The sequence below is a fragment of the Clostridium frigoris genome, from assembly GCF_018861865.1.
GTDB lineage: Bacteria > Bacillota > Clostridia > Clostridiales > Clostridiaceae > Clostridium_AD > Clostridium_AD frigoris.
In genome coordinates this window covers 14,435-27,889 of the sequence record NZ_JAHLDV010000006.1, presented here as the reverse complement: position 1 = coordinate 27,889, position 13,455 = coordinate 14,435, and the positions used below count along the sequence as shown (strand labels likewise).

Sequence of the window (13,455 nt, the reverse complement as noted above, 5' to 3'; positions counted from 1 at the left end):
TTATAAATTATAATAAAAAAAAACAAAGCAAATATTTTTTAATATCTGCTTTGTTTTTTAAAATTAAATTTTATTATATTTTACTTAGGGCAACCGTAATAGGTGGTATAACCTGTTTTTTTCTTGAAACAAGACCAGGTATATATATACCGCTATCTGTTAAAGTAACATTAAAAGCTTTTGAAACAATGTCTTTGTGTTCCCCAGCAGCTATTAATACAGAACCGCCATTTAATATATCCGTTAGCATTAATATAATCAAGTTGAAACCATTTTCTTTTGCTTTTTTATTCATTAAATCTATCATGTCATTTTTAATTGTATCGAAGCTTTCAATATACATTGTACCAACTTGTGATACTCCTACTTTAAAACCGCTAAGAGTAAAAGGTTTAAAATCTTGGTAGAAAATTTCTTCAGCTGTTTTACCGTCTAGTGAGGTACCAGCTTTAAACATTTCTTTAGCAAACTCTTCTATGTTTAAGTCGGCAATCTGAGCTAATCTTTTTAAAGTTAGTTCGTCAACTATTGTAGATGTAGGTGATTTTAAAAGCAATGTATCAGAAATAATTGCTGCACATAAAATTCCTGCAACACTTTTTGATGGTCTAATTCCATTTTCAAAGAATATTGTTGCGACTATTGTTGAAGTACTTCCAACAGGTTCATTTCTAAAATATATAGGTTGACCAGTTTGAACATCTGCAATTCTATGATGATCTATTATTTCTAATATTTCAGCATCCTCAAGGCCCGTAACCGATTGGGTTTTTTCATTATGATCTACAAGTATAACCTTTTTTTTGTTTTCAGATATTAAATGAAATCTTGAAATACTTCCAACAACTTTATTATTCTCATCAAGAACTGGATAACTTCTATATCTAGTCTCAAGCATAGTGTATTTTATTTCATCAATAAAATCATCTGTGTTAAATGTAACAAGATTTTTTCTAGTCATTACATAATCTATAGGAATACTTTGAGTTATAAGTCTAGAAGCTGTAAAAGTGTCATATGGTGTTAATATAATTGTACACCCTACACTTTTTGCAAGTTCAATAACTTCAGCTGTTGGCGCATGATTACCAGTAATAATTAAAAGAGATGCTTTAGAATTAATTATTAAACATTGGGAATCATCTCTATCTCCACATATGGCAATATCACCAGCTTCAATTACTGTTTTTGTGCTATCAGGTTGCATAGCAGCTACAATAATTTTACCTGTTATTTTGAATGGAGTCTCTGGTTTGTATAAACATTTAGCTGATAGAGTATCTAAAATGTTTTCAAGTGATGTATTACTTTTTTCAAGAATAGAATTGTCCCAAATATCTAAATAGTTTGAAGCAAGATTTGAAACAGAGGCTACACCAGCTAGTTGTTCATTTTCATCTATTACAGGTAGGGTCTTAACATTCTTTTTCTTCATTATAGACCAAGCCATTTTTAGAGAAATATCCGGTGAAATTGGAGCTACAACATCGATATCTAAATCAGAAATTTGTGTTTTAACTGTGGTTATAAGTTCAGGTTCTGCTACAGCAAAATATTTAAGAATAAATTTTGTTTCAGAATTTGTTTCACCGAGCCTTATAGGCACAGCAGTAATTTTACCTGTTTTATTTTTAAACTCTGAATATGCGATAGCAGCACAAATAGAATCAGTATCTGGATTTTTGTGACCAGTAATATAAATAATGTTTTTCACGTATGTCCTCCTTGTCTTTCCGTAGAGCAGATAATAATACTAATTATTATCTGCATGTCGTTTTAACTAAAAATTATTGCTAACATTATTTTATATTCAAACTTACATATTGTAAAGAAAAAAACCAATATTTTTTTCATATGTATGAAAGTAACCACATATATTAATAAAGAATAAAAAATATAGAAATGTAGTTATCTTAAAATAATAAGATGATTGCGTAGAAAAGAGGACAACTAGAAAATATTATCTATTTTAAAGAGGCGTAAGGGGGAATATAAGTGTTTAATGAACGAATGTCAAATAACAATGCTAAGGATAAAAGTAAGTCAAGTGGACTTGGTTATGATAGTATTACCTCATCAAAGGGATTAACAAATGCAGACGCAGAGAGTAGGCTTAAAAAATATGGATTTAATAAATTAGAAAGTAAAAAAAAGATATCAGCGCTTCAAATATTTATTTCTCAATTCAATGATTTTATTACTTGGATATTAATTGTAGCAACAGTACTTTCAGGTCTTATGGGTGAAAAAGCAGATGCAATAACTATATTCATAATAGTTATAATGAATGGAATATTAGGGTTTATTCAAGAATTTAAAACTGAGAAGTCATTAGAGGCACTTAGTAAGCTGGCCGCACCAACAGCTAAAGTAGTTAGAAATGGAGGAATTTTAGTAATAAATGCAATGTATCTAGTGCCAGGAGACCTCGTAATTTTAGAAAGTGGTGATAGAATCCCTGCAGATTGTATTTTAACGCAGTGTAATAACGTCATGCTTGATGAATCCTTACTAACTGGTGAATCTGCTGGAGTATCTAAAAGCGAAAGTTCTAAGGAAAACACTATTTATATGGGAACAATAATTCTCACAGGAAAAGCTAAAGCAAAAGTTGTTGCAACAGGAATGAGTACAGAAATGGGAAAAATAGCAGATATGCTTCATAGTATAGATAATGAGAGGTCGCCATTAAAGGAACGCTTGGCACATCTTGGAAAAATATTAGTTATACTTTGTATAATAATTTGCGCGGTTGTAACTTTTATGGGAATTTGGCGTGGACAAGATAAGTACGAAATGTTTCTGCTTGGAGTAAGTCTTGCAGTAGCTGCGATACCAGAAGGCTTAACTGCTATAGTTACAGTTGCTTTGGCTCTTGGTGTATCCAGAATGCTTAAAAGAAATGCTTTAGTTAGAAAATTACCAGCCGTTGAAACTCTTGGGTGTACTTCTGTAATATGTACTGATAAAACAGGAACCTTAACTGAAAATAATATGACAGTAAAAGCATTATATTTTGACGGACAGATTTACAATATTGATAATGATAAAATTCCATTGAATTTAATGATGAAAAAAGCCTATACATACTGTAATGACTGTAATTATGATTTCAATGTTAGAAATATTGAAAAGTGTTTATTTGGCGATCCAACGGAAACAGCATTGATTAAAGGCTTTTTTAATAATCCTAAAGAGTTACAAGAATTTTTAAATAAAGCAAGACGTGTATATGAAATATCATTTAACTCAACAAGAAAAATTATGTCCGTCATTGTTAAAGAAGATGATAGAGAAGTTTGTTATGTTAAAGGTGCCCCAGAAAGGGTTATAGAAAAATGTAATTATATATTAATCGATGGAGTTATACAGCCAATGCTTCCTGTTTACAAAAATAAACTAATGAGGTCCGTGGAGTCTATGTCAAACAAGGCTTTAAGATGCATTGCATGTGCCTACAAGGTGACTGGTATTGTGCATAATGATAATTTGGAAAGTAACTTAATATTCATAGGGGTAGCAGGTATAATTGATCCTCCAAGGAAAGAAGTAAAGGATGCAGTTATAAAGTGCAAGATTGCAGGTATAAGACCTATAATGATAACAGGAGATCATAAAAATACAGCTTATGCTATAGGAAAAGATTTAGATATCTGTAAATATCCACAGGAAGTTATAACTGGAGATGAACTAGATAAATTAAGTGATAAAGAATTAGATAAAAATATTGATAATTTCAAAATATTTGCAAGAGTAAGTCCTAAACACAAGCTAAGGATAGTTAAGGCATTTAAACACAAAAATCATATTGTAGCAATGACTGGGGATGGAGTTAATGATGCACCAGCTATAAAAGAGGCAGACATTGGTATAGCTATGGGTATATCTGGTACAGATGTAACTAAAGAGGCTGCATCTATGATCTTACTCGATGACAATTTTGCAACTATTGTTTCCGCAGTTGAAGAAGGTCGTGTAATATACAATAATATTAGAAAATTTATAAGGTATTTGTTATCTTGTAATTTAGGCGAAGTACTTACCATGTTTTTAGCTTCTTTATTTTATTTAGAGAATCCACTTCTTCCTATTCAAATATTATTTGTAAATTTAGTTACAGATGGACTTCCAGCTATTGCACTAGGAGTAGATCCTGCAGATCCTGATATAATGCTAGAAAAACCTAGAGGAAAAAATGAAAGCGTATTTTCAAGAGGTCTCACAGAAAAGATTGTCATACGTGGCTGCTTAATAGGTGTTTGTACAATATTGTCATTCATTGGTGGTAAATATTATGGTATGAGTATTGAAGCTTGTAGAACCCTTGCTCTGGGAACTTTAGTTTTGTCTCAACTCATACATGTGTTTGAATGTAGATCTGAAAAACATTCTTTATTTGAAATTAATCCATTTACAAATATGTACTTACTTTTCGCTGTAAGTATATCCGTAATTATGTTGCTTAGTATAGTTTATATTCCATTTTTGCAAAGTGTTTTTCACACTGTACCACTTAATTTAGGACAATGGTTAATTATTTTATTTTTCTCAAGTATTATTTCCTTTATAAATAGTTTGTACTTGTATTTAACAAACAAGCACTAAGCATTATCTCTAGGTAATTCAGCACATATAGGTGATGCATAACATGGCGGTTATGTTTGTGAATTTAAAAAGCTATATGACATTTTAAAATGCCATATAGCTTTTACTACTTAAATCTCTTATCTGCTCGTACTCGTTGTACTTTTGGAGTAGGGGTTCCTTCTTTAGTAGGAACTAAGTCTTTTTTAGTAGTCATATTTCTTATGTTAACAATTTGAATATGTTCTCTGTGTTCTTTACCTTTTTTACCTTTCATTCCTTGGATTATAACAGAATGTCCTTGAAGAACTGATATAAAGTTTATCTTTTTAAACCAACGATGTTTTTTAAATATGCACTTAGAAATTGATTTACTTCCATCAGCCTTTACAAGGATTATTACTGTTAATTTATAAAACATTCTAAGATAATTTTTTGATTCTACTTTTACAGATAGAACTCTACCTTGTGCTTGAGTAAGTCTATCACCATATCTTTTTAAATATGACTGTGTATAGCTATTAGTTAATTTTTCTTTTAATCCCATATAATTACTCCTTTACAATAAAAATTATAAAAAATATAAAAAGTCAATAAGCTTATTATATCTTAAGTTGTTATTTAACTCAAGCATTTAAAAATGTCTATTTACAAATTTATCTTTACAAAATATGTATGAAAAGTGGTTTAAGCATAAAATTAGAAAAATTATTAATCCATAATGAGAATATTTGTCTCCAAATGTGTAATTTAAGAATATTAATAGAATAAAGAATTGAAAGGAGGAGGAATATGAATAAGGAATTAACTCCAAAGGATATAATATATGAATTTGATATTGAAAATATGGGCGAGAGGAAAACATTAGATCCCATGCCACAATATTTAGATGTAATAAAAAATATTAAAACTGCTATGAGTATAGATAAAGAGGGTTTTAATGTTTATTTAATAGACGATTTTTCAAAGGAAAGCCTTAAAGATATTACCGAATGCGTAGAAAAGATCTTTGAGAATAAGAGCAAACCAAAAGACATTTGTTATGTACTATATGAAGATGAAAAATATCCTAAACCTATTATAGTAAGCAATGGGGGTGGAAATAGGTTAAAAGATATAATTGAGGGATTGCAGGATGAGTATTTAGAGTGCACATTCCAGTTTTACAATAATTCATCAAATAAAGAAAAAGAGGAAATTCAAGAAGGAATTCAAAAAAAAAGGAATGAACTTATTGGTGAACTAATAGATAAAGCAAAAGATGAAGGTTTTGATATAAAGTCTACTAATAGTGGATTTACATTCATTCCTTTAAGTAAAGGAAAGGAAATGTCTGAGAATGAGTATGACACATTGGATAAAGAGAGAAAAGAAGAAATTTTAGCTACGGCAAAAATGTTGAAAGAAAAAGCTAAGGATACTTTAGAAGAATTAAAAGATATTGAAGCAAGAGATTTAGATAAAATAAAACAAATAATGGGAATATACTACAAAAATGAAATGAGTCAATTAAAAGATGACTTTAAAGATATGTTTATGGAAGATGAAGTTGTAGTGAAGTATATTGATATAGTATGTAGTGCCATAGAAACAAAACTTACAGATAATTATTCACTCAATTATGATGATGATGAGGAACAAATAAATGAAATTATATACAAATATATTGTTAATGTAATTGTAGATAACAGCAATAATAAAGTATCACCAGTAATCTTTGAACAAGACCCCAATTTAACGAACTTAATTGGTAATATAGAATATGAAAATAATAAAGGAGTTTATTCCACGAATGTTGGATTTATAAAAAGTGGTAGTTTGCTGAGGGCAAATGAAGGGTGTTTGATAATTAGAATAAGTAGTTTACTAAGTAACCCTTTGGCATATTCTCAATTAAAGAAATCTTTATTAGCAGAAAAAGTAGATGTCGGAGCTAACAGTAACCATTACGAGATTATTTCTTTAAACACTTTAAAACCAGAACCAATTTCCATTAAGACAAAGATAATTCTTATTGGAGATTATGAGACGTACGATTTGCTTTATAATTATGATGAGGACTTTAAAAAGATGTTTACTATAAAAGCAGAATGTAATCCAGTGCAGAATATAGATAACAATCTAAAAAAATCTTTAGTATTTGAGATTAATAAAATTTGTTATGAAAACAATTTTAAATCACTTACAAATGCTGCTATTAGAGAAGTAGCAAAGATAATGTCTAAGAGGGTAGAAAGTAAGAAAAAAATATATTATGATAAACATGAGATTAAAAAATTATTAATCTTAGCTAATAATAAGGTTGAGGCAGAAGATAGAGATCAGATTAATGAAAATGATATAATTGATGTAGGGTATACAAAAGACATTATGGAAAAAGATATTTTAAATCATTATACTGATAAGAAAATGCTTATTGACGTTATGAATAGTAAAATCGGACAAGTGAATGGACTATCAGTAATTGATACAGGATATTTTAGTTTTGGTAAGCCAATAAAGATTACCTGTTGTTGTTATAAGGGAGCAGGTAATATAATAGACGTTCAGCAAGAAAGCAATCTTAGTGGTAGCATCCATAGTAAATCTATTAATATTTTAAAGGGGTATATGAGTAATATTAATGGCGGGTTTAGTAGACTTCCAGTTGATTTTCACGTAAGTTTTGAGCAAATATACGGGAAAATAGATGGTGATAGTGCATCAGTTGCAGAAATAATAAGTATGCTTTCTGCATTAAGCAAAATACCAGTAAAACAAAACATTGCCCTTACAGGTTCGGTAAACCAATTTGGTGAAGTCCAACCTATAGGAGGAGTAAATCATAAAATAGAAGGCTTCTTTGCAGCCTGCAAAGTCTTAGACACTATAAAAGGTAAAGGTGTATTGATTCCATTATCTAATGCAGACGACTTAGTCCTAAATGAAGAAGTTGAACAGGAAATTAAAAATGGAAACTTCCATATATATACAATGAATTCTATTGATGATGCAATTCAAGTACTAATGGGAGAATCAGATGAAAACTTTGAAACCGTAATGTTAACCATTACTAAAGAGCTAAAAAAATATAGTAGTAAAAAATAAATTATTAATGAAAAAAGCACAGATACTAATTTCTTAGTATCTGTGCATATTTTTTATACGTTAAATCTAAAGTTAACTACATCACCATCTTGCATGATGTACTCTTTTCCTTCAAGTCTGTATTGTCCTTTTTCCTTAGCAGCAGCTTCGCTACCACATTCAACTAACTTATCATAGGAAACTATTTCTGCCCTTATAAAACCTCTTTCTATATCAGAATGAATTTTACCGGCCGCCGCAGGGGCTTTAGTTCCAATGTGTATAGTCCAGGCTCTTACTTCAGGAACACCCGCAGTTAGGAAACTCATAAGTCCAAGCAGTCTATAACTAGAATGTATAAGTTTATCAAGTCCTGTTTCTTTAAGACCGTATTCTTGTAGAAGTTCCATTTTTTCATCATCGTCTAGAGCAGACAATTCTTCTTCAAGGCTTGCACAAACTACAATTACTTCTGAATTTTCACTTTTCGCAAATTCTTGAACTTTTTTAACCATATCATTTTCTGTATTACCAGACATAAGATCATCTTCACTAATGTTTGCAACGTATAATACTGGTTTTGAAGTGATTAGGAAAAGACTGTTTACAAAAATAGTTTCTTCCTCTGTAAAGTTTAGAGACCTTACTGCAAGGTTTGCTTCAAGGTGTTCTTTTATTCTTTCCATAAGCTCATATTCTGTTTTTGCTATTTTATCACCGGAGCGAACGAGTTTTTGTGACTTTTCTAACCTTTTTTCTAGTACATCAAGATCTGAGAAAATAAGTTCTAAGTTGATAGTATCTATATCTCGAAGTGGATCAACAGAGCCATCTACATGTACAACATTTTCATCTACAAAACATCTTACTACATGAACAATAGATGCTACTTCTCTAATATGAGATAGAAACTTATTACCTAAACCTTCTCCTTTGCTTGCTCCTTTTACGAGGCCCGCTATATCATAAAATTCTATAGAAGTACGAATTATCTTCTTACTATTATAAAGAGCTTGTAATACATCCAATCTTTTGTCTGGAACGCTTACTACACCAACGTTTGGTTCTATAGTACAAAATGGATAGTTAGCAGATTCCGCGCCTGCCTTTGTTATTGCATTAAATAATGTGCTTTTTCCTACATTTGGTAAACCTACAATTCCTAGCTTCATATATATGTACATTCCTTTCTTACGTTTAATATTATTAAGTTCTAATAAATTATACTCTAGATATTATTCTATTTCAAGCTAATGAATTTTAAGGAAGTAAATTTAGCCAATTGCTTAGCTAAATAAAGTTTAGGGCATTGATGTAAATTTAGTTAATATATTCAATAAAAAAATGAAATGATTTAATTATATTTAAAATTTCATTTAAAATTTTAAATATGACGTAAAATAAAAAGGAATTTTCGTTTTTCTATAGAATATTACTTAATAGTGGTTTAAAATGGTTTAAAGTGGTTCAAAGTGGAGTAATAATATAAAGTGGGGTAATATTATGTTTATTGGTGAATATCAACATGCCATTGATAGTAAAAACAGAATGATTATTCCCACAAAATTTCGCGAGGGACTAGGAAACGAATTTATATTGACTAAGGGCCTTGATGGGTGCTTGTACATATATACAATGGATGAATGGAAAATAATGGAGGAAAAACTAAAAAAACTTCCATTAACGAGTAAGGATGCCAGAGCATTTGTGCGGTTTTTTTTCTCGGGTGCAAATGAGATAACAAGCGATAAGCAAGGAAGGGCCTTAATACCACAAAATTTATGTGAATATGCTTCAATTAAGAAGGAAATAGTAAGTATAGGTGTATCAACTAGAATAGAAATATGGGCTAAAGACAAATGGGATAAATATAATGAGTCAGACATGGATTTTGATGAGATTGCAGAAAAAATGAATGAATTAGGATTATAAAGGAGATTAAAATGGAGTTTAAACATATATCAGTTTTATTAAATGAGTGTATTGAGGCACTTGATATAAAGGAAGATGGAATTTATGTGGATTGTACACTCGGAGGTGCAGGTCACTCACTTGAAATTTTAAAAAGATTATCTTCTAAAGGAAGGCTTATTGGAATTGATCAAGACGAGGATGCACTAAAGGCTGCAAAGGAAAAGATCAAGGAATTTAACAATGTTACTTATGTACATGATAATTTTTACAATATAAAAGCAATACTAGCCAGTTTAGAAATTGAAAAAGTAGATGGTATTTTTATGGATTTAGGGGTTTCGTCATATCAATTAGATAATACAGAACGTGGATTTAGTTATATGAGGGATGCAAAACTTGATATGAGAATGGATAGAAGTCGCGGAATAACAGCGTTTGATGTTGTAAACAATTACGAAGAAGAGCAAATAGCAGATGTTTTAAGAAATTATGGTGAAGAAAAGTTTTCTAAAAGAATTGCTAATTTCATAGTGGATAGAAGAAAAGACAAACCAATTGAAACAACACTTGAGCTAGTTAATGTTATAGATGCAGCTATCCCTGCAAAGTATAAGAGAGATGGAGGTCACCCTGCTAAAAGAACTTTTCAAGGCATAAGAATTGAAGTAAACGGAGAACTAAAAATACTTGATAGAGCAATAGAAGATGGTATAGAGAAACTAAATAGTGGTGGGAGAATGGCAATTATTACATTCCAGTCACTTGAGGATAGAATTGTTAAAGTTAAATTTAAAAATTTAGAGGATCCATGTAAATGTCCAAAAGAGTTACCTATGTGTGTGTGTGGTAAAACACCAATTGTAAAACTTATCAGTAGAAAACCTATAAGGGCAACAGAGGAAGAGCTGGAGGTAAACAGTAGAAGTAAAAGTGCAAAACTAAGAGTAGCAGAAAAAATTTAGTTCTAAATTGTGGATGGGGTGAATAAAGTGATAGTAGCAAAAAAAGAGTTCGAAGTGTATGGAAATACAGTTTTAGCACCACAAGAACCAATTAAAAAGAGAAGATATGAAGATTTAGAGAAGTCACGAAAGCAGGTTAATCAAAGTAAAAGACAAAATGATATTAAAAATAAAAAAAGAGTTCTTAAAAATATTTTTATAGGTTTTGTTATTGGAATGATTATTATTGCAAGGTATTGTATGATCTATTCTTATCAACAAGCGAGTTCTAAAGCTAAAACTGAGATAGACACAATAAGTAAAGAAAATGATGCATACGCGGTAGACCTAATAAAGTTTAGAAATATAAGCTATATTGAGAAAACGGCTACTACAAAACTTCATATGGTTAAACCTAAAGTTAGTGACATACAATATTTTAATTTGAGCAAAAACAATTTAGAGACAAATGATAATACGAAAATTAGAATAAGTAATACCGTAGTAAATAAAATAAAAAATGTTATGTTTTAGATAATAATTAATACCCAGCAATGTATCAGGGGGGAAATGAGTTGGCAAGGGGACAGTATAGAGACAAAGTAGTAGTTAAACGCAGAATGTTGATTGTGTTTTTTATACTTTTTATTTTGTTTTTTCTATTAGTTAGTAGGTTAAGCTACGTAATGATAGTTAAAGGATCTGATTACAAAGAAAAAGCAATTCTACAGTGGACAAGTGATGTTCGAATTTCACCAAAGAGGGGACGGATTCTAGATAGAAATGGAAAAGAATTAGCTATAAGTGCAAATGTTTTTAGAGTAGACTTAGATCTTAATGCATTAAGAGCAACTACGAAGAAAAATAGCTTAAGCATGAAAATTATTGCGCCAGATTTAGCTAAAATACTTGGAATGGAATCTAGTGACGTTTTATCAACTTTGACTAAGACAAATTCAAAAGGCAAAGCTATTGGGTCAGCTATTTTAAAGAGAAGAATAGAAAAGGTTACAGCTGATAAAATAAGTGATTATTCGAAAAAACATAATCTTCGTGGAATTGTTATTACAGGTGACACAAAAAGATTTTATCCCAATAATAATTTTTTAGCAAGTGTTTTAGGACATACCAATTCTGATGGTAATGGATTAACAGGTGTTGAGCTTTATTACAATAAATTTTTATCAGGTGTACCCGGAATAAAAATTTCGGAAACTGATAGAAAAAGTGAAGAATTGCCTTATACAATATCTGATTATACAAAACCAATAAATGGTAAAGATGTAGTGCTTACTATTGATGAGATGATTCAGTATTTTTGTGAAAAAGCTGCATCACAAGCTATGATTGATAATAAAGCAAAAGCAGTTAGTATAATTGCAATGAATCCCAAAAACGGAGAAATATTAGGAATGGTTAATAAACCAGATTATAACCCTAATGATCCTTGGGATCTTAGCAAAACTTACGACGAAAACCAAAAAGTATGGAGAAATAGGGCGGTAAGTGATATTTTTGAACCTGGGTCTATTTTTAAAGTATTTACAGCCACGGCTGCAATGGAGGAAAAATTAGTTAAGGAAGACGATAAATTTTTCTGTTCAGGAAGCACTGTAGTTGCTGGGAGAAGAATTAAGTGTTGGAAAACTACAGGACATGGAGCTGAAAACTTTGTAGATATATTAAAGAACTCATGTAATGTTGGATTTATGGAGCTAGGTCGTAGACTAGGGCCGGAAAAATTGAATAAATATATTTATTTGTTTGGGTTTGGTAAAAAAACTGGTATTGATGTAAATGGCGAAGCTTCAGGGATAATTAGAAAGACTAAAGCGATGACTGCTCAAGATGTAGCAACAACATCATTTGGTCAAAGTAATGCTATATCTTGTATACAATATTTAACAGGTTTTAATGCTATTGCAAATGGCGGGAATCTTATAACTCCTCATATTATGAAAGAGATAGTTGATTATGGTGATACAAATACTAAAAAGGTTCTAGAGGCATATTCAAATTACAATGAGAGAAAGATAATTGATCCTGCAGTTGCAAAGCAGCTTAGGGGTTACCTTGAACAAGTTGTAGAAAGTGGTGGTGGTAAGAAGGCATTTATCGCAGGATACCATATTGCTGGTAAAACAGGAACTGCACAAAAAATTAGTGAGACAGGTCCAGGATATGCATCACAAAAATATGTTTCTTCATTTGCAGGAATGGCTCCAGCGAATGATCCTCAAATAACTATATTAATTAATATAGATGAACCAGATCCATCTAATTACTATGGTGGTCAGATTGCGACTGTTGTTGGAAAACAAGTGTTTAATGATATTTTTAATTATTTATCATTAAAATCTGATGCTACAAGTGAAGAAATTGGTAAAAGCTTATTAAAAGATATTATTGTACCTGAGGTGAGGGGTCTTAAAACAGCAGATGCAGAAAAAGTATTAAAAGATAACAATTTAAAGATAAAATTGAGCTCAGATGCAGGCACTGTTACTGATATGACTCCAAAACCTGGTTATACAGTTAAAGAAGGAACTGAAATTATTCTGCATACGGGTATTGTTAAAGATGATAGTAATATGGTTATGGTACCAAGTATTATAGGGAGTAGTTCAGAAAGTGCTAGGAAACTACTAAGTAGTCTTGGTATAAATATTAGATTTACTGGAAGTGGAATAGTAACAGAACAAAGCTACGAGGGCAAAGTTGTGAAAAGAGGAACTACAATTACTGCGGATCTAGATATTATTGCTGATTAGCTTTTGTTTTTAGTAATAGATGACTATCCCTGTGAAATGTTATTAAATATAGTGTATAATCATAAATTAAGCATGTGAAAAATAAAACCCGGCAGGACTCAGCATTTCTGAACTGTCGGATTTGCCATGTTAGAAGGTAGTGTGATTTTTTACGAAATCACTTTATTTGTATACTATTT

9 protein-coding genes are annotated in these 13,455 nt (G+C 30.6%); 6 read left to right on the top strand and 3 right to left on the bottom strand.

What is annotated here, in order from left to right:
- Window positions 1-73: 73 nt before the first annotated feature.
- Entirely contained in the window at window positions 74-1,714 is a 1,641-nt protein-coding gene (locus tag KPL37_RS04495) for a putative manganese-dependent inorganic diphosphatase (RefSeq protein ID WP_216146220.1), read from the bottom strand.
- Window positions 1,715-2,010: 296 nt separating this feature from the next.
- Here KPL37_RS04495 and KPL37_RS04490 point away from each other — a divergent pair, with 296 nt between their 5' ends.
- On the top strand, window positions 2,011-4,605 hold the full coding sequence (locus KPL37_RS04490; protein WP_216146335.1) for a calcium-translocating P-type ATPase, PMCA-type: 2,595 nt from the start codon (window positions 2,011-2,013) through the stop codon (window positions 4,603-4,605).
- 106 nt (window positions 4,606-4,711) lie between these two features.
- Here KPL37_RS04490 and KPL37_RS04485 read toward each other — a convergent pair whose 3' ends face one another.
- A complete protein-coding gene (locus KPL37_RS04485) occupies window positions 4,712-5,131 on the bottom strand; it encodes a hypothetical protein (RefSeq protein WP_216146219.1) in 420 nt (139 codons plus the stop codon).
- Between the two features lie 245 nt (window positions 5,132-5,376).
- On the opposite strand from KPL37_RS04485, the gene KPL37_RS04480 reads away from it, so the two are divergent.
- Window positions 5,377-7,671, top strand: coding sequence for an AAA family ATPase (locus tag KPL37_RS04480; protein ID WP_216146218.1), 2,295 nt, complete (start codon window positions 5,377-5,379; stop codon window positions 7,669-7,671).
- Window positions 7,672-7,724: 53 nt separating this feature from the next.
- Here KPL37_RS04480 and ychF read toward each other — a convergent pair whose 3' ends face one another.
- Window positions 7,725-8,822 (bottom strand): redox-regulated ATPase YchF, encoded by a 1,098-nt coding sequence (ychF, locus tag KPL37_RS04475; protein WP_216146217.1) that lies wholly within the window; start codon window positions 8,820-8,822, stop codon window positions 7,725-7,727.
- A 331-nt stretch (window positions 8,823-9,153) separates the two neighbouring features.
- Here ychF and mraZ point away from each other — a divergent pair, with 331 nt between their 5' ends.
- The 4 genes from mraZ to KPL37_RS04455 are packed head-to-tail and all read left to right on the top strand — an operon-like array spanning window position 9,154 to window position 13,276.
- The gene (gene mraZ, locus KPL37_RS04470) at window positions 9,154-9,582 is read left to right on the top strand and encodes a division/cell wall cluster transcriptional repressor MraZ (protein WP_216146216.1); all 429 of its coding nucleotides are present in this window, start codon (window positions 9,154-9,156) and stop codon (window positions 9,580-9,582) included.
- 11 nt (window positions 9,583-9,593) lie between these two features.
- The gene (rsmH, locus tag KPL37_RS04465; RefSeq protein ID WP_216146215.1) at window positions 9,594-10,526 is read left to right on the top strand and encodes a 16S rRNA (cytosine(1402)-N(4))-methyltransferase RsmH; all 933 of its coding nucleotides are present in this window, start codon (window positions 9,594-9,596) and stop codon (window positions 10,524-10,526) included.
- 27 nt (window positions 10,527-10,553) lie between these two features.
- On the top strand, window positions 10,554-11,039 hold the full coding sequence (locus KPL37_RS04460; protein ID WP_216146214.1) for a cell division protein FtsL: 486 nt from the start codon (window positions 10,554-10,556) through the stop codon (window positions 11,037-11,039).
- 41 nt (window positions 11,040-11,080) lie between these two features.
- On the top strand, window positions 11,081-13,276 hold the full coding sequence (locus KPL37_RS04455) for a stage V sporulation protein D (protein ID WP_216146213.1): 2,196 nt from the start codon (window positions 11,081-11,083) through the stop codon (window positions 13,274-13,276).
- The last annotated feature ends 179 nt before the right edge of the window (window positions 13,277-13,455 follow it).